Below are 16,732 nucleotides of genomic sequence, written 5' to 3' on the forward strand. Positions count from 1 at the left end.
TGGACCTTTAGTCGCAGCGAGCACGCCCTATGCGCTCCCAACGGCCATCTCTAGCCAGAATAGCGATATCAATAACCTGAACTTCGACGCCCCGAATAGAAAAATCTGAATTCAGCACCTGGCAAACATAGCGAGCGAATCCCGAGCGATCGGTTCCATCATTGATCATGCCGACCCTGAAAACTGATTCGCTGGCCCAGATTGCATCCCTCACAGAAGGCTCATCATCGCCTTTGAAGTAGGCGAGGGCGCGGGTTTGGGCTGGATCTGGCTGGTAGCTTTGAGCTAAGCCGAGCGCCGGGGGAAGTAGAGTGACGAGCAACAATGCAACGATTGGTAAGGCTTTCATATCAGCTCCTTTTGCTGGGTGGCAGACTGTTCCGCCACATTTCCTTGTCTTTTACTCAGGCAGGTAACTTCCTATAACTACACCGCAAACTTGGACATCTTCCGTGAATTCGATTTTCTCATAGGTCGGGTTTAATGGCTTTAGGTATCTCTTGCCTGCATCCTCTATGTACTGTTTGAACATATATTCGCCACCAGCCTTGGCCACCACTCTGCAGCCATTGGTTACCACCTTTTCTGGATCAACATAGATAATCGTTCCTTGGGGATAGGATCTCATGCCGGGGTAGGGGGCTATCATTGAGTCGTTGACCACCACAACTGCAAACGTGCCATCACCTACCTTTTCTGGAGGCTGCAGCCAGTCTTCTGCACGCTCGGGGTCGAAGGTGTACCTACTTTCACACCAGGCGCCCACATCAGCCCAAGAAACCAAGGGTATTCGGTTCATTTTTCCAAAAGTATATGCGGCGTTAATTTCTCCGATTTCAGAATTTGGGCGCATAGCCCCGTGACCTGTGAGCAGCCATGTAACGCTAACCCCAAGGTGACGGCTGAGCTTTTCAGCATTCCCGCCACTTATTGTCTTAATGTTGCCCTTTGTCCAATCAGTGACGGTTGGCCTTGAAACTCCAATACGTTTGGCCAGATCTGCCTTCGTCAGTCCGGAGTTTTCGAGCGCGATATTCAGTCGATCATGCCATGTTTTCATATTAGGCAATCCTAACAGTTTCTCTGTTAGGTATACCTTGACTTTAGAATTAGGTGCGCCTAACATTAGGCTATCTGAACGCGGAGATGACCATGACAGATTCACAAATAATCGACCTTCTTGGCGGAACAGCAAAGGTTGCGTCCATCTTTGGAATCGAGCCTGCATCAGTTTCTGGATGGCGCAAAGCCGGGATTCCAGCAGCGCGCAAGCAAACCCTTTGCCTTTTGTTTCCGGACAAGACTCCAGCTGAATGGGGTCCGAATAGCCAGGTCGAGGACTCAGCCGCATAACCATGACTACATCATACCGCCAAAAAATTTTGGCAACAGTTACCAGTGTGGGGTGTGAATTCATACAGCATTAGAGCAATGGCCGAAGTTCCATAAGGCCGCGACGGAAGGTAAGTGAGTCGCCAAATTTAGGGATTATGCCCAGCCGCTTAATTGCGGCTTTTTGGGCAGAAGAGTTTGGGTTTTAACACATTGGAGGAAGGGCCATGCGTTTCGCGAGTTACTTGGCAAGCATGCTGGCGGTGACAAATGCGTTTGAGCGCTTGAAAGAGGCTGCGGATGTCAATCTCAGTCCTCCCATACCAAAGCTCACTCCATACAAAACCGGCCACCAAGGCTTTCGTTCCCGATCACAGCAGAAGCGACGAATTCACGCTCGCCAGAAACTATCACGATCCGGCCGGCGATAACCGGGCGTTGTCCCGGTGCTGTCAGCGGGTTATCTGGCAGGGCATAGCCGCATGGCTTCTCCCATTGCGAACGAGCCCTAAGAGTAGGAGTCGCAACCAAAATCTGGGCGGGGGTGGAGAGGCCAGCCGGGTATGTGAAGAGCAAAGAATTCAATGTTCACCCGAGGCGAGAAAAGAAAGGCTGCGTAATCCTCGGTATAAGCGCAGCGGATCGGCCTAAGCGCTCTTGATCAAGCCGTGCTGCAATTAAGTTTGCAGGGCGCATCAAATACCCACGCGAAGAGAAGGGCTGCTGCAGTACCCGAATGGTTTGCCGTTGAGGTAGTCAGTTTAACCACGGCTGATTACTGGTTGGCGTGAGTGGTTTAAGGGTAGCGGCCCACGATGACGAGAGGAAACCCCTGCCAGGTTTGGGCGAAAGCGGCCTGGCAGGGCTGAATAACGATAAACAGGAGGGCTCATGCAAACAGATCAGCTAACAGCACTTGAAAGCGCCACTGAGTTGCATCTCTCGCGTCCTGTATTCATGTATCAAATCACCCTGCGAAAAGGCAATCACGTTGTTGTGGTGAACACGCCAGCGCATCTGCATTCGCAGGCATCACGTCAGGCCGTCAGTCAGTACCCAGGGTATCGGGTTACTGGATCGACGCGGCGTGGTCAGGTCGAGGGGCAGGGTTAATCATGGCCGGCGACTGGATCAAATTCGAAGTGACGACATCTGACAAGCCCGAAGTCTGGGCGATTGCGGCCATGCTGTCGATCGACCCGGATGCCGTAATTGGTAAGCTGCTGCGCATCTGGGGTTGGTTCGATCAACACACTGAAAATGGTAACGCTCCGAGCGTTACCAAAATGTTGCTAGATCGTAATGTTGGCGTTACTGGCTTCTGTGATGCGGTGATCGCCAGTGGTTGGATGTTTGAAAGTGATGGAATCATCAGTCTGCCGAACTTTGACAGGCACAATGGAAAAACCGCCAAGAATCGCGCACTTACTGCAAAAAGGGTCGCATCGCACAAACAAAAAGGTAACGCAAAAGGTAACGCAAGCAGCGTTAGTGGTGCGTTACCTAGAGAAGAGAAGAGAAGAGAAGATATAAATAACCCCCTTACCCCCTTGCAGGGGGATTCAGCTGATTCTGTTGAAAAACAAAAACCGAAAAACCGAAAGCCTCTGAGCGAAATTCAAACCTATATCGATTCGTGCCGCTCTGGAAATCGAAAAGCGATTCCTGACGACGATCCCGTTTTCGACTACGCGAACGAAATAAACCTTCCGCATGAGTTTCTGGAGCTGGCTTGGCTTGAGTTCAGGGATCGGATGCTGACCTCTGGCAAACGATATCGTGATTGGCCCAAGGCATTCCGAAATTACGTTCGCGGCGGTTATCTCAAACTTTGGTGGATGGATGACACTGGCTGTTACCAGCTGACGACAGCAGGGCGCCAGGCTGTCTTGAAGCACAGGAAAGCAGCATGAACGCCGTAGCTCAACAGAAAAGCAATGTCACAGGGCTGCGCGTACCGCCGCATAGCGTTGAAGCCGAACAAGCTCTGTTGGCCTCAGTGATTTCAGATAACCGTGTGATATTCGATATCGACTGGCTGACCGAAAACGATTTCTACCGCCACGAGCATGTCACGATCTGGCGCCGCATTCAGGCCATGGCTGTCCAGTCGTTGCCGATTGATCCGGTGACACTCAGTGAAGCGCTGGAGAAGGCTGGAGACCTTGATCGAGCGGGCGGCATTGATTACCTGGTTGAGCTCTCGTCAAACAGTCGTGGATCATCAAACGCTGAACACTACGCGAACATTATCCGCGAGCGGGCGGTTTCACGTCAGATCATTCGTATCGGCAACGAAATAGCCGACATCGGTTATGACGGATCAGAAGCGCAGTGGAAAATCGACAAAGCACAATCTCTGGCGGCGGGCGTTGAGATTCGAGCCAGTGCCGAGCCAAACCACATCGATGAAATTCTGAAAAAAACGGTCGCCAGCATCGAAGAGCGTTTCAAGCACAAGGGCGAGTTGATTGGGTTGTCGACTGGATTTGTTGACCTTGATCGGATGACCTGCGGGCTTTGCAATGGCGATCTGGTGATTGTCGCTGGTCGCCCCTCGATGGGTAAAACAACCTTCTCGCTCAATATCGCTGACAACGCGGTGATGGCTGATAAGTGCGTAATCATGTTCAGCCTTGAGATGCCCAAAGAGCAGATCAACCTGAAATCGATTTCACACATTGGCGGCGTTCCGTTTGAGCGCCTGCGATCAGGGAAGTTGATCGATGAAGATTTCACTTCGCTGACTTCGGCAGTCTCGAAGATGAAGGGAAAGAATTTTTACATTGACGATCAGCCCGGAATAACAAGCGCTCAGCTGTTGAGCCGCGCCAGGAAGATCGCAGGCAAGTCTGGTGTTAAGCCGGATCTAATTATTGTCGACTACATCCAGATCATGGGCGATGAAGATGACGACAACAACCGCAGAGTGGGGAAGATTTCAAACAACCTGAAAACCATGGCGAGGACTCTGGATTGCCCGGTCGTTGCAATCAGTCAGCTTAACCGATCAGTAGAGTCCAGGCCGTTAAAAAATCGCCGTCCGGTCATGTCAGACCTTAGAGACTCTGGCGCCATCGAGCAGGATGCTGATGTCGTGATCATGATGTATCGGGATAAAGTCTATGACGAAGAAACCCCGATGAACGATACCGCCGAGGCGATCATCAGGAAACAACGCAACGGGCCGCTTGGCACCGTTTACCTTCAGGCCCAGCTCAACTACAGCCGATTCAGAAGCAGTGTCGGCTATACCCCACCAGAAGAACCTCAAAACCATGCGAGTGGCCGCAAAGGGGGTTTCCGTGCCTAAAGAAATCAAACAGCAGCTTGGCGACATGATGCTTGATTTGTTTGAGCGAGCCGAGAAAGGCCCGGTCGATAAGCGATCCAAGCGCATCGAAGCCCGCAACCGCGAAATGCCAAAAATCTGCGCGATGCTCGATATCGAGTACAAACCCATGAGGGAGGATGCTGCATGAGCGATAGCAAGCCAGAGTATTTTGAATACGAGTGTAACGGCGACAAAGGTGGAAAGTTAAAAACAACTGCCTGCAAGTTTGATTGGGCACCGGGCCTCCTCATAACGAACTTCACTTTCATTGGATTTGAAGTTACCCACGAGCATAGCGGATTCAAAGTTACCGAGAGTTACGAGCGATTCTGCAACGCTATGGCTATGCTCGCAAGATGGGCGCTGATTGGTAAAAAGTACGGCATTGACTGGAGCGGCCCTGTCGACCCCAAAGAAATAAGCGTGCGGGTATTTGACAATCCATGCCCTTGGGATGATTCGGAAATATCAATACGAGACTGGAAGTCGCTCAGTCGATTTCACAGCATGGACGGCCCTGCCTCCGAATTCCCATGGGAGTCAGAAGAGGAATCGCCGTGGGCAGACGCAGAACGAATTATCGCGATGCTGACCGACGATAAGGAGGCCGCATGAACGCAACCGAACTATCCATGCTGCGCGAATCGATCAACCGCATTCAGAGTCAGGACGCTCTGGTTGGGGCCGAGGCCGAACGCGCAGAGCGAACCATTGCACACCTTGAGGCGCGCATCGAAGAGATTAAAACCGGCAAGCCTGCGGGGTGGTGGTAGTGAGCCAGCTCCATCTAATCAAATGCCCAGGTGGCACATTGCGCCCTGCAAACGAGACAGACATGGCCACGCTCAACCGCGTCAAAAATGGCGCCCTGATGCTGGCCGATGTCAGACAGCCGCGCAACGCCAAGTTTCACCGCAAATTTTTCGCCTTGCTCAACTTCGCATTTGATTATTGGGAGCCGCAGCCGGTGGAACTGGATGGCGAGATTGTGACCCCCGAAAAGAACTTCGAGCGATTCAGAAAGGACATCACGATCCTGGCCGGCTACAGAGTTATGGTCGTCAACATCAAAAACGAAGTCCGCTATGAGGCGCAATCGATCAGCTTTGCCGAGATGGATGAAACCGAATTCAACGAACTGTATCGGGCCGTGTTCAACACCGTCTGGCGCCTGGTGCTTTCCAGAGTGCATGGCATGACAGAGCAGGTTGCTGAAAACACCATTAACCAGTTGCTGAGCTTTGACCAATGAAAGAATCCGAATGGAAAGTAATCAGCCCGCACTGCATCGAGCATAAGAAAAACGGCAGCATGGTCAGCAAGCTCGGGAATCGTTACGAGGTTCTATACCGGGTCAACGGCCAGTACAAACACGGCGGCATGCACAACGATGCTGAGGTTGCGAAACGGGAAGCGGCGAAGGGGTTGGGTCAATGATTCGCAGTAAGAAAATCACCAACGCCGCCAAGGGTCAGCAATGCCTGATCAACATAGCCGGGGTGTGCAACTACAACTCGGAGTCGGTTGTGTTCTGTCACTTCCCTGACGAGTCCCATGGCGTTGCACTGAAGGCTGACGATATATCAGGCGCGTTCGGCTGCAGTGCGTGCCATGACGTTGTTGATGGCCGGGTTAAGTCTGACGAGTGGCGGGCGCACAAACTGTTCTACATGCGCAGAGCGCAGACCCGAACGATCCGGGCGCTGTTTGAATTAGGGGTTCTGAAAATCGCATGACAGTAAAAATGCACACAGTCAGCATCAAACCGATGTCAGTCAACGAGGCCTGGCAGGGAAGGCGGTTTAAGACGCCGCAGTACAAGTCATACGCGCACGCCCTGTCGATGTTATTGCCGGCGACGATTGCGCTGCCTGCTGGCCCGCTACAGGTCGAATACGAATTCGGGGTATCAAACATGCAGGCCGACTATGACAACCCGATCAAACCGTTTCAGGACGTGTTGCAGGCAAAGTACGGTTTTAATGATTCGCGCATCAGTCAGGCGGTAGTGCGCAAGGTTAAAACGGCCAAAGGACAGGAATACATCAAGTTTGCAATCAGCGGGGCGCATCATGAGTGAATCAATGACAGCAGCAAAACTAGAAGATGACATCATGATCTGGTCCTGGGGCCAATGGGCTCGTGAAGGTATCGGCGCGAACAGCTACCCGGCCTGGGTGATTCTCATGTTGCAAGGGTGGCGCGAGTGCCGGGCGAAACCTTACCCTGATATTGATGATGACCAGGCCATGCGGATAGATCGGCTGGTTTCTGGTTTACCCGAAAGCGCACGCAATGTCTGTTACTCACTCTATGTCTGTAACCGATCAATAAACGATATAGCCAGAATCCAGCGCAGATCAAAACACGCTGTCGCTCAAGACAGGGATTTTGCCCTGGCTACAATCTGGGGAGCGATGGGGAATCTGGCAGAAAGGGCGCAGAATATCGCCTGATTTCAATCACGATCAATTAGTACAAAAAAATGTTGCAAGTGTCCGGCTGTCCGGCTACCATTTTGATATAACTTGGTCTTATTGACCCTCTTCGGAAACCTCGCCTCGGCGGGGTTTTTGCGTTTTTGGACGACGCGAATTCCCCCACACCGCCTTCGGGCGGTTTTTTTATGCTCGGAGTTTTGATGTCTGATCAGCAGAAGCCTTTAAAGGAAAGCTGGCATCTGTCTAAGTCGGTGCCTATCACTTTGATAGTGGCGCTATTGATTCAAGCGGCCACGGTTGTCTGGCACGGAAGTCAGTGGACAGCCGCTATTAACTCCAACCGAAGAGACATTGACCGCCTGACGGCTGATTATGTCGCCATTTCAAAAAGCTCACAGGATCAGGCTGTAGCTTTAGCAAGAATCGAAGAAAACACGCGCAATCTCGCAGATCGGATATCAGATCTTGTGCGGCAACTTGAGAGACAGCAAGAGAGCCAGCAGAAATTCCAGCAACAGGCTATACAACCATGAATGTCTCTGACATCGACATCCTGGTTGGCGCTCTGACCATCCACGGCGAAGCCAGAGGCTGCTCACAGGCCGGAAGAACCGCCATTGCTCATTGCATCATGAACCGAATGAAAGCCCGGACATGGTGGGGCAGAGGCGTTCCCAGCCACGCAGATCATTCTGTATCAGCTGTCTGCCTGAAGCCTTGGCAATTCAGTTGCTGGAATCCAAATGACCCGAATTCAACACTGCTGGACACGCTGAAGGCTGATTATCGTCACGCCATCCAGCAAAAGACCTGCAGAGCGGCACTGAAAGCGCTGATCGATGCCCTGGACGGATACGCGCCAGACGAGACAGGCGGTGCCACGCACTACCTGACCACCGCACTACACAAATCGGCTAGCTGCCCTGATTGGGCAAAGGGCAACAACTCGTTTATCGAGATCGGCAAACACAGGTTTTTCTCTGGTATCAAGTAATGCCCAAGTTCAAGATGCTGATCGAGATCGCCACTCTCTGCCGCGATGTCTACCAGCACAGCGACTTGGCTGAAGAACTGGGAATTGTTGGTGTCCAGATGTTCACCAACGGCCATGACTATGGCTGCGCCTACATCACAACCGATACGGTTTATGTGGTGATACGCGGCACCGATGACAAATACGACTGGCTGAGCAATTTCAAGGTCGTCAAGCGCAAGCGCTGGCACGGCATAAAGGCTCATCGGGGATTTGTGCAAGGCGCTGAAAGCCTTGAAGCGGACATGCTCAAGATCCTGAGCCAGTACCCGGAACACAATCTGATATTCGCAGGACACAGCAGAGGCGGCGCCATTGCGTTGCTGCTGGCTATTGCTGCCCAGCACCACCACGCACATGGATCGTCGCGCGTTATCACCTACGGCCAGCCCAGAGTCAGCACGCAGGCCCAGATCCGCGACGCTTACTACAAAGGCACGTATTTGAGAGTGCAGAACGGCTCTGATGTTGTTTGCCGATATCCGAAGATCGGATACAGCCACGCAGGCGGGCTGCTCTACATCGACAACGAAGGCGGCTACATGATCAACCCCGGCCCGCTGGCCAGGTTCGCTGATCGCTTATTCACATTCCGTCAGAGAAAGTCTGACCACAAACTGACCGACTACATAACGGAACTAGAACTATGCAGACTCGCGCAGCAATCTTTATCGCACTGATCGCCATGCTGACCGCATGCACTGGAACGCAGTCAATTCCAACTGGACCCGGTAACGCAACCGCCTGGTGCGGACAGTTCGACTACACCGGCACGTTCACAAAGTCTGAGGCCGCAGGCCGTGCGCTTGGCGTCTCTGATGCCGAGCTTATCCAGGGCGCGAGCATTGATCAGATCATTGCTCTGGCTGAAGCCATGGGTTGTGATACTTAAAACCCATTATGTCTGATCTGGTGCACCGCCCCGTACCGCCTGAAACCCTTTTCGATACGAGCAAGTATTTCGTGCCGGCCCCAGAGGTTTGGCACTGGGTATGCGATCAGATCATCAGTGAGCAGGGCCAGCTATACAATCCAGATCACGCTCACCTTGAGCACGCACAGATAGGCTTCCTGTGGGCAGCCGTCGATAACTCGCGCAAAGGCCGCAAAGTCCTCGGCATGGCTGAAGAGCTTCAGTTCAGGTGCGGCAAATGGCAGAAAGCCCGCCAAGAGATGCAAATGCACGAATGGTTTGGAGATATTCTGCCTGATTTCGTTATCACGCTTGATGCGAGGTACTGCGACAGCTGTGCTGATGCTGATTTCTGCGCACTGGTCGAACATGAGCTTTACCACTGTGCACAACAGCGTGACCCGTTCGGCGCTCCCAAGTTCAGCAGGACTACTGGCAGACCTATGTTTGAGCTGAAGGGGCATGACGTCGAGGAATTTGTCGGCGTTGTCAGACGATATGGCGCTATCAGCCCAGATGGAAAACTACAGGAACTGGTCGAGGCCGCAAACAGTAAACCGGAGGTCTCCCGAGCGAACATTTCAGCAGCCTGCGGAACCTGCCAGATGAAGCTGGCTTCTTGAGACAAGTATAGACAAAGGCCATGGCAAAAAAAGTTGATGCGACAATCAGAGCATTCATCACGCAGTCTGTTGCCTGTTTCGATGCGCCATCTTCAGTGGTCGAGGCTGTCAAGAACGAATTCGCTGTTGAAGTAACGCGCCAGTATGTCGAATCTCACGACCCAACAAAGCGCGCCGGCGCCAAAGTCGGGAAGGTCTACAAGGAACTGTTCGAGTCCACGCGAGAGGCGTTTTTAAAGGACACCAGCGACATTGCCATCAGTCATAAGCCAGTCAGGCTCCGAGCTTTGCAGCGCATGGCCGCCAAGGCTGAGAGCCAGGGAAACATGGTTCTGGCTGCGAGTCTTTACGAACAGGCCGCCAAGGAAATGGGCGAGGTCTTCACAAACCGGCAGAAACACGAGGTTAAGGAGTCGGTCAGCGAAGAACTCGCTGATCTGATGCGACATATCAGCAATGGCTCTGCCGAGTGAAGTAATTGCCAATCTTACCAACCGGGATTGGCGATTAAACAACCTCTACTGGATTAAGAACAAAGAGGGCCGGCGGGTTAAGTTCCGGATGAACCCGGAGCAGCGCGATTATTACGATCGCCAGCACACTCGCAATATTATTCTCAAAGCCAGGCAGCTCGGTTTCACGACTGAGCAGTGCATCATACAGCTTGATAGTGCGCTATTTGAATCTGGCCAGTGCGCCATGATTGCTCACAATCTCGATGATGCGAAAAGGCTATTCAGGGAGAAGGTCAAATACGCTTACGACAGCCTGCCCACTCTGATCAAAAAGGCCAACCCGGCCAGAAATGATCGGGCGGGGGAGCTTGTTTTTGAAAATGGCGGCTCGGTAACTGTCAGCACCTCGTTTCGTGGTGGCACGCTCAGAAAGCTCCATGTATCTGAATTCGGCAAGATCTGCGCGAAGTATCCAGAAAAGGCCCGGGAAATTGTTACCGGTGCGTTCGAGGCAGTTTCGAGCACTTGCCAGATCACGATTGAATCAACGGCTGAGGGGCGTCAGGGCTACTTTTACGACTATTGCCAGGATGCTGAAAAGCTACAGATCAAAGGGCGCGAACTTTCTGCGCTTGATTGGCAATTCTTTTTCTATCCATGGTGGCGAAACCCAGAATACACGCTCGAGAGCAGCGCTGAAATTCCGGAGAGGCTTCAGAATTACTTCAGCGAGATCGAAGGCAAGGGGATTTCCCTTACCGACAGCCAAAAGCGCTGGTATGCCGCCAAGGAAAAAACGCTCGGCGATGATATCAAGCGGGAATATCCATCTATTCCTGCAGAGGCGTTTGCCCAGACCATTCAGGGCGCTTACTACGCCAAGCAATTCGCAGAAATCTACAAAGATGGACGGATTTGCAAAGCGCCGGATAACTCTCACCTTCCGGTCTATACGTTCTGGGATATCGGCGTTGGTGATTCGACCGCAATCTGGTTTGTCCGGATGGTGGGTAACGAGTACCACATCATCGATTACTACGAGAATTCAGGCGAAGGCCTGAAGCACTACCTGAAGGTGCTCAAAGAGCGTGGATATACCTACGCGGAACACTGGGCGCCCCACGATATTGAAAACCGCGATTTCTCGGGCAACGGAAAATCACGGCGAGAAATGGCCAGAGATGGCTATGACATCGACGGCGAAACGTACTCAATCGATTTCAATGTTGTCCCCAACGGCAGTATCGATGTCGGTATTGAATCGGTGCGTGAAGTGCTTCCGCATTGTGTATTCGATGAAGTGCCGACTGAGGCTGGTGTTAAGTGTCTCGAGGCATACCGCAAAGAGTGGGACGGCGACAAAGGCTGCTGGAAAGACAAACCGTTACACGATTGGGCCAGTCATGGCGCCGACGCATTCAGATATTTCGCAGTGGCAGTTAAAAACATCCGCAAGATTGCAATGTCAATGAAAATGGAAATGGCTTACTAATGGCAAAAACCAACGATGTAACATTCCAGCGGGGCGAGTACCAGTCTTGCCTCTATGCCTGGGATACTGTTGATGCTGTCATGAGCCAGCAGGCGATCAAAGAGGCAGAGACCAAGTTTCTGCCAATGCCAATGCCCAAGGATACCAGTGAGGCCAACAAGGCCCGGTATCGCCAGTATCTGGCCAGAGCTGTGCTGTGGGGAGCGACAGAGAGAACGCTTTCGTCATTGGTGGGGGCGGCTTTTCAGAAGGTGCCAACGCTCACCGTACCGAGCGCCATTGATTATGTCGGCAGCGATATCGACGGCAGCGGGCTTTCGATTTACCAGCAGTCACAGCTTGTCCTCTCTGATGTCATGAAGCGTGCCCGGCATGCGCTGCTTGTTGATTATCCCCAGACACAGCGACCGGCATCACAGGCTGATCTGCGCTCAGGCCGGATCCGCGCGACCGTTGCCAGTATCAGTGCGCGCCGGGTTGTGAACTGGCGCACCCGCCGTGTCGGCGCTGAGTACAAGCTCGACCTGGTGGTGATCTTTGAGGATCACGAGGAAGAAACTGAAGACGGTTTCGGTGTTGAGACAATTCCACAGTACCGCGTTCTGAGGCTGACTGATGAAGGTTACACGCAGGAAGTCTGGCGCAAGCGCGAAGACAAAGATGAATGGTTTTTGTTTACTCAGCCGTTTTTCATCCTCGACGGAAAGGGCAGCAAGTGGGATGAGATACCCCTGACCTTCGTCGGGTCAGTCAACAATGACCCGAGCCCCGACAAATCCCCGATGCTGTCTATGGCAGAGAAAGAGATCGCTCATTACCAGGTGGGTGCGGACTGTCGCCATTCAGCTTACATGACCGGCCAGGCGCAACCTGTAATCACCGGATTGACAGAGAAGTGGCGTGATCACATGGAAAAGCAGGGCATTTATTTCGGCTCGAACGCGCCATTACTGTTGCCTGAAAATGCCACAGCCGATTTGCTGCAGACCCAAGGCAACACTCAGGCAGAGCGTGAACGTGAATACATCGAAAAGATGATCAATTCACTGGGCGCCCGATTGGTTCAGCCTGGTGGTGCGGTGAAGACTGCAACTGAAGCGCAGGACGACAACGAGCAGGAGCATTCTGTGCTGTCGCTGGCTGTTTCCAATGTCTCCGAGGCTTATGTCAAATGCCTGGAGTGGATCAAGCGCTTCATGAATGTCGAAGGCGATGCGATCTACGAAATAAACCAGGACTATACGCGCAAGCAGCTCGATCCACAGATGCTGACCGCGGCTGCTCTGTGGTGGGACAAAGGCCAATGGCCGCTTTCTGATATGCGCAACTGGCAGCGCAAGACAGGTTTGGTGGATCCGGAAAAAACGGACGAACAGATTGATGAAGAACTCAGCGCCAATCCGCCCGGGCTTAATCTTGGTGATGCGTAATGGCACAGGCGCTCGAGCAGCTCATTGAGCAGTCAACTCGCCACCAAGTCTATCTCGAACGCTTGAAGTCAGGCGAGGTCAATCAGTTCGCCAGCTTTCTGCAGCAGATCGACCGATCCATCAGGCTGCGACTGTCTGGCGAAGAGATAACAGCGTATTCACGCACGAGACTGGAACGCCTACTGGCAACCGTTCGGGCAGACCTTAGCGCCATCTATGCTGAATACTGGGACGAGCTCAGCGGCAATTTGATTGATCTATCTGAGTACGAGGCAGGGTTCGAGGCACGATCGCTTAATGCTGTTGCCCAGGGCGCGTTTGAAACAGTGATACCCGCTGCAAATCAAGTATGGGCTGCAGTCACCGCAGCACCACTGTCGGTGTCAGGGCCGGATCAGGGCAAGTTGCTTGAACCGTTTGTCAAAGACTGGTCAGCAACGGAGGTAAAGCGCGTTTCAGGCGCAATTCGTCAAGGTTACTTCGAAGGCCAGACAACCAGCCAGATTTTGCAACGTGTCCGCGGTACCCGGGCAAACGGTTACCGAGATGGCATCCTTGCGATATCGAATCGTAATGCTGAGGCGGTTGTCAGAACAGCTGTTCAGCATGTTGCCTCGATATCCCGGCAAGAGACCTGGAGCCAGAACCCCGACATTGTGGAAGGCGTTGAGTGGGTGTCTACGCTCGATAGTCGAACCACTCAGGTTTGTAGATCACTCGACGGCCAGGTGTACCCGATTGGCAAAGGCCCGCGGCCACCGATCCACATCCGCTGTCGAAGTACCACAGCTGCGGTTCTGAATCAGAAGTTTTCGTTTCTCTCTGAGGGCGGCACCAGAAGCGCAAGAGGCAAGGGCGGTGTTGCCCGGGTCGATGCAGACACTACCTATTACGGATGGCTCAAGCGTCAGCCTGCAGCCTTTCAGGATAGCGTCGTTGGCCCGGTGCGAGGAAAGCTGCTTCGAGAAGGCGGGTTATCTGCCGAGCGATTCGCTGAAATCGGATTGAACAAGAATTTCACACCGACAACGCTTGCTGAAATGCGAGAACTGGAGCCGGTGGCGTTCGAGAGGGCGGGATTGTAGGCGTGGCAAGCACAGATGTACGAGCATTGTTTTCTGGCGATGCGATCAGCGCCGATATGTTCGATTTTATCTGCGGCCCACAGATTGGGTTTGGGATTAGCCGAGCAACATATGAGTGCCAGCTTTTCCCCGATTGCGTCGTCAAGATTGAATACGATGGCGAATATCATCAGAACATCCTTGAGTGGCAAGCGTGGCGGCACGTCATGGCTACTGAGCTTGCCAAGTGGTTCGCTCCATGCCTGTTCATCAGCCCATGCGGGAAGATACTGATTCAAAAGCGCACAAAAGAGCTGAAGCGCTATCCTGAAAAGATTCCGGCATTTTTCACTGACACCAAGAACAACAACTGGGGCAGCTACAAAGGTCACCCAGTGTGCCATGACTATGGCTGCAATCTTTTGATGGAAAAAGGAATGACAAAAGCCATGCGCAAAGCGCATTGGTGGTAGCCAAAATTGCTTTAACCAAGCCTCGCAAATGCGGGGCTTTTTTATGCCTGGCCTGCGGATGCAGACAGGTGCCACGCGGCGGATGCCGCAAGTACGGTCGGATGACCAGGAGTGACCATGAAACTGAAACTTGATGCAGATGGACACGTTGTCGTACAGGACGGAAAACCTGTTTATGTCGACAATGACGGGAAAGAAATTGCTTTTGATGCCCCTGGCACCGTTGCAACTATCTCCCGCCTCAATGGTGAGGCCAAGAGCCATCGCGAACGCGCCGAAGCTGCAGAGAAAACCCTGAAGACTTTTGAAGGCATTGACGACCCTGCTGCTGCGATCAAAGCGCTCAGCACGGTGAAGAATCTCGATGACAAAAAGCTGGTTGATGCCGGCGAAGTCGAGAAGGTGAAAGCCGAAGCCATCAAGGCTGTCGAAGATAAGTATGCACCTGTTGTGCAGGAGCGCGACAAGCTGAAGGGTGATCTGTATCAGGAAAAGATTGGCGGTTCGTTCTCGCGCTCAAAGGCAATCAGCGAGAAATTCATCATCCCGGCAGACATGGTGCAGGCCCGATTCGGCAATAACTTCAAAGTCGAAGACGGCAAAGTGGTTGCTTTCGATCAGTCCGGAAACAAGATATTCAGCCGCGCCAAGCCTGGTGAGGTAGCTGAATTTGATGAGGCGCTGGAAATCCTCGTCGATCAATACCCCTATAAGGAAAACATTTTGAAAGGCTCTGCCGCCTCTGGCGGTGGTGCTGGCAGTCAGAGCGGTAGTGGCGGTGCCGGTAAACGCACCTTCACGCGCGAACAGTTCGGCGCTCTCAGCCCAGCTGAGCAGGCGAAAGTGGCCGGCGAGGCGAGAGAAGGCAAAGCCGAAATCGTCGAATGACGTCTTTGCCGCAACCCGGATGGGGAGCGGCGCACTTGGCCGGATGGCCAGCACATCTACCAATCCCCATCTGAAACTTGAGGTAAATTGAAAATGGCTAACACTATTACGAACCTGATCCCTGACATCTATGCAGGCATGGATGTTGTGTCACGAGAGCTGACCGGTTTCATTCCGGCTGTTTCAGCTGACATGACCTTCGAGCGTGCCGCGGTTGGCCAAACCGTCCGCGCGCATGTTGCACCTGCTGCAACCGCATCTGATATCGCCCCTAACGTCACACCGCCTGATGACGGTGACCAGACCATCGGCAATGTCAGCATGTCGATCACCAAAGCACGTCGAGTGCCTGTTCGCTGGAATGGTGAGCAGACGCTGGGTGTGAACAACGGTGGCCCTGGTCGAGCAAACATCATGCGTGATCAGTTTGCCCAGGCAATGCGCACACTGGTGAACGAAGTCGAGGCTGATCTGGCCGGACTTCACATTTACGCCTCGCGCGCCTACGGCAGTGCAGGTAGCACACCGTTTGGCACTGCTGGTGATTACAGCGACGGCTCAAATGTCCTGAAGATTCTGAAGGACAACGGCGCGCCTGGTGATCGTCAGCTGGTCATCGATACCACTGCCGGTGCCTCATTCCTTGGTAAGCAAGCCAAGGTCAATGAGTCCGGTACCGACACCATCCAACGCCAGGGTATTTTGCTGCCGCTTCATGGTATGGATATCCGTGAATCAGGCCTGGTTGTCACTGCAACTGCTGGTACTGGCGCGAGCGCTACTACCAACAACGCAGGTTATGCCGTTGGCGCAACCGCAATCACCCTGGCATCTGCTGGTACTGGCACAATTCTGGCCGGTGATGTCATCACATTCGCTGGCGACAGCAACAAGTATGTTGTTGTAACTGGCGATGCGGATGTATCGGGCGGCGGCACTATCACGCTGGCCGCGCCTGGCCTTCGAAAAGCAATCCCAGCATCAGCGACCAACATCACTGTTGTGGCAGCTTCTGCCCGCAACATGGCGTTTGCTCGCTCTGCGATTGCGCTGGCCACTCGTGCACCTGCGCTGCCAGAAGAAGGTGACTCAGCAGCTGACCGTCAGATCGTCACTGATCCGCGATCAGGCCTGAGCTTTGAAATCTCCATGTATAAGCAGTACCGCCAAGTGCAGTACGAGGTTGCGCTGGCATGGGGTGTTAAAGCGGTCAAGACTGAGCATATCGCTCTGCTGCTTGGCTAAACCCTCTGA

At 53.0% G+C, this 16,732-nt stretch carries 26 protein-coding genes; 24 read left to right on the forward strand and 2 right to left on the reverse strand.

What is annotated here, in order from left to right; translation table 11 throughout:
- Window positions 1-7 precede the first annotated feature (7 nt).
- Together LVD14_RS09125 and LVD14_RS09130 are read right to left on the reverse strand one after the other, a co-directional pair.
- The gene (locus LVD14_RS09125) at window positions 8-349 is read right to left on the reverse strand and encodes a hypothetical protein (protein ID WP_237133777.1); all 342 of its coding nucleotides are present in this window, start codon (window positions 347-349) and stop codon (window positions 8-10) included.
- A gap of 51 nt (window positions 350-400) precedes the next feature.
- The gene (locus tag LVD14_RS09130) at window positions 401-1,060 is read right to left on the reverse strand and encodes a LexA family protein (RefSeq protein ID WP_237133778.1); all 660 of its coding nucleotides are present in this window, start codon (window positions 1,058-1,060) and stop codon (window positions 401-403) included.
- A gap of 92 nt (window positions 1,061-1,152) precedes the next feature.
- On the opposite strand from LVD14_RS09130, the gene LVD14_RS09135 reads away from it, so the two are divergent.
- The 24 genes from LVD14_RS09135 to LVD14_RS09250 all read left to right on the forward strand — a co-directional run bounded on the left by LVD14_RS09135 (window position 1,153) and on the right by LVD14_RS09250 (window position 16,723).
- The gene (locus LVD14_RS09135) at window positions 1,153-1,353 is read left to right on the forward strand and encodes a Cro/CI family transcriptional regulator (protein WP_237133779.1); all 201 of its coding nucleotides are present in this window, start codon (window positions 1,153-1,155) and stop codon (window positions 1,351-1,353) included.
- 870 nt (window positions 1,354-2,223) lie between these two features.
- A complete protein-coding gene (locus LVD14_RS09140) occupies window positions 2,224-2,445 on the forward strand; it encodes a hypothetical protein (RefSeq protein WP_237133780.1) in 222 nt (73 codons plus the stop codon).
- Window positions 2,446-2,447: 2 nt separating this feature from the next.
- Window positions 2,448-3,245, forward strand: a complete 798-nt coding sequence (locus LVD14_RS09145) for a hypothetical protein (RefSeq protein ID WP_237133781.1) — start codon at window positions 2,448-2,450, stop codon at window positions 3,243-3,245.
- Window positions 3,242-4,645: a replicative DNA helicase gene (gene dnaB, locus LVD14_RS09150; protein ID WP_237133782.1), complete on the forward strand. Its 1,404-nt coding sequence runs from the start codon at window positions 3,242-3,244 to the stop codon at window positions 4,643-4,645. Before LVD14_RS09145 ends, dnaB begins: the two co-directional genes overlap by 4 nt.
- The gene (locus LVD14_RS09155; protein ID WP_237133783.1) at window positions 4,638-4,814 is read left to right on the forward strand and encodes a hypothetical protein; all 177 of its coding nucleotides are present in this window, start codon (window positions 4,638-4,640) and stop codon (window positions 4,812-4,814) included. The genes dnaB and LVD14_RS09155 overlap by 8 nt, the downstream gene beginning before the upstream one ends.
- On the forward strand, window positions 4,811-5,281 hold the full coding sequence (locus tag LVD14_RS09160; RefSeq protein ID WP_237133784.1) for a hypothetical protein: 471 nt from the start codon (window positions 4,811-4,813) through the stop codon (window positions 5,279-5,281). The genes LVD14_RS09155 and LVD14_RS09160 overlap by 4 nt, the downstream gene beginning before the upstream one ends.
- Window positions 5,278-5,439: a hypothetical protein gene (locus LVD14_RS09165; protein ID WP_237133785.1), complete on the forward strand. Its 162-nt coding sequence runs from the start codon at window positions 5,278-5,280 to the stop codon at window positions 5,437-5,439. The genes LVD14_RS09160 and LVD14_RS09165 overlap by 4 nt, the downstream gene beginning before the upstream one ends.
- Window positions 5,439-5,918 carry a DUF1367 family protein gene (locus LVD14_RS09170; protein WP_317622710.1) on the forward strand — a complete coding sequence of 160 codons (480 nt, stop codon included), beginning with the start codon at window positions 5,439-5,441 and terminating at the stop codon, window positions 5,916-5,918. The genes LVD14_RS09165 and LVD14_RS09170 overlap by 1 nt, the downstream gene beginning before the upstream one ends.
- Window positions 5,915-6,103, forward strand: coding sequence for a hypothetical protein (locus tag LVD14_RS09175; RefSeq protein ID WP_237133787.1), 189 nt, complete (start codon window positions 5,915-5,917; stop codon window positions 6,101-6,103). Before LVD14_RS09170 ends, LVD14_RS09175 begins: the two co-directional genes overlap by 4 nt.
- Window positions 6,100-6,402 carry a DUF1364 domain-containing protein gene (locus LVD14_RS09180; protein WP_237133788.1) on the forward strand — a complete coding sequence of 101 codons (303 nt, stop codon included), beginning with the start codon at window positions 6,100-6,102 and terminating at the stop codon, window positions 6,400-6,402. The genes LVD14_RS09175 and LVD14_RS09180 overlap by 4 nt, the downstream gene beginning before the upstream one ends.
- The gene (locus LVD14_RS09185) at window positions 6,399-6,746 is read left to right on the forward strand and encodes a hypothetical protein (RefSeq protein ID WP_237133789.1); all 348 of its coding nucleotides are present in this window, start codon (window positions 6,399-6,401) and stop codon (window positions 6,744-6,746) included. The genes LVD14_RS09180 and LVD14_RS09185 overlap by 4 nt, the downstream gene beginning before the upstream one ends.
- A gap of 4 nt (window positions 6,747-6,750) precedes the next feature.
- The gene (locus LVD14_RS09190) at window positions 6,751-7,122 is read left to right on the forward strand and encodes a hypothetical protein (RefSeq protein WP_237133790.1); all 372 of its coding nucleotides are present in this window, start codon (window positions 6,751-6,753) and stop codon (window positions 7,120-7,122) included.
- Window positions 7,123-7,307: 185 nt separating this feature from the next.
- Entirely contained in the window at window positions 7,308-7,640 is a 333-nt protein-coding gene (locus tag LVD14_RS09195) for a hypothetical protein (RefSeq protein ID WP_237133791.1), read from the forward strand.
- Entirely contained in the window at window positions 7,637-8,101 is a 465-nt protein-coding gene (locus LVD14_RS09200; protein ID WP_237133792.1) for a cell wall hydrolase, read from the forward strand. Before LVD14_RS09195 ends, LVD14_RS09200 begins: the two co-directional genes overlap by 4 nt.
- Window positions 8,101-8,820 (forward strand): lipase family protein, encoded by a 720-nt coding sequence (locus tag LVD14_RS09205; RefSeq protein WP_237133793.1) that lies wholly within the window; start codon window positions 8,101-8,103, stop codon window positions 8,818-8,820. Before LVD14_RS09200 ends, LVD14_RS09205 begins: the two co-directional genes overlap by 1 nt.
- Complete coding sequence (locus LVD14_RS09210) at window positions 8,787-9,032, forward strand: hypothetical protein (protein WP_237133794.1); 246 nt, start codon at window positions 8,787-8,789, stop codon at window positions 9,030-9,032. The genes LVD14_RS09205 and LVD14_RS09210 overlap by 34 nt, the downstream gene beginning before the upstream one ends.
- A gap of 8 nt (window positions 9,033-9,040) precedes the next feature.
- Window positions 9,041-9,676, forward strand: a complete 636-nt coding sequence (locus LVD14_RS09215) for a putative metallopeptidase (protein ID WP_237133795.1) — start codon at window positions 9,041-9,043, stop codon at window positions 9,674-9,676.
- Between the two features lie 20 nt (window positions 9,677-9,696).
- Window positions 9,697-10,149: a DUF2280 domain-containing protein gene (locus tag LVD14_RS09220; protein WP_237133796.1), complete on the forward strand. Its 453-nt coding sequence runs from the start codon at window positions 9,697-9,699 to the stop codon at window positions 10,147-10,149.
- The gene (locus tag LVD14_RS09225; RefSeq protein ID WP_411268287.1) at window positions 10,139-11,623 is read left to right on the forward strand and encodes a terminase; all 1,485 of its coding nucleotides are present in this window, start codon (window positions 10,139-10,141) and stop codon (window positions 11,621-11,623) included. The genes LVD14_RS09220 and LVD14_RS09225 overlap by 11 nt, the downstream gene beginning before the upstream one ends.
- Entirely contained in the window at window positions 11,623-13,053 is a 1,431-nt protein-coding gene (locus LVD14_RS09230; RefSeq protein WP_237133798.1) for a DUF4055 domain-containing protein, read from the forward strand. Before LVD14_RS09225 ends, LVD14_RS09230 begins: the two co-directional genes overlap by 1 nt.
- Entirely contained in the window at window positions 13,053-14,138 is a 1,086-nt protein-coding gene (locus tag LVD14_RS09235) for a minor capsid protein (RefSeq protein ID WP_237133799.1), read from the forward strand. Before LVD14_RS09230 ends, LVD14_RS09235 begins: the two co-directional genes overlap by 1 nt.
- Window positions 14,139-14,140: 2 nt before the next feature.
- On the forward strand, window positions 14,141-14,590 hold the full coding sequence (locus tag LVD14_RS09240) for a hypothetical protein (protein ID WP_237133800.1): 450 nt from the start codon (window positions 14,141-14,143) through the stop codon (window positions 14,588-14,590).
- A gap of 117 nt (window positions 14,591-14,707) precedes the next feature.
- Window positions 14,708-15,478, forward strand: a complete 771-nt coding sequence (locus LVD14_RS09245; RefSeq protein ID WP_237133801.1) for a DUF6651 domain-containing protein — start codon at window positions 14,708-14,710, stop codon at window positions 15,476-15,478.
- Window positions 15,479-15,571: 93 nt separating this feature from the next.
- Window positions 15,572-16,723, forward strand: a complete 1,152-nt coding sequence (locus LVD14_RS09250) for a P22 coat - protein 5 family protein (RefSeq protein WP_237133802.1) — start codon at window positions 15,572-15,574, stop codon at window positions 16,721-16,723.
- Window positions 16,724-16,732 lie beyond the last annotated feature (9 nt).

The organism is Pseudohongiella sp. O18 (assembly GCF_021729085.1).
Taxonomy (GTDB): Bacteria; Pseudomonadota; Gammaproteobacteria; order Pseudomonadales; family Pseudohongiellaceae; genus Pseudohongiella.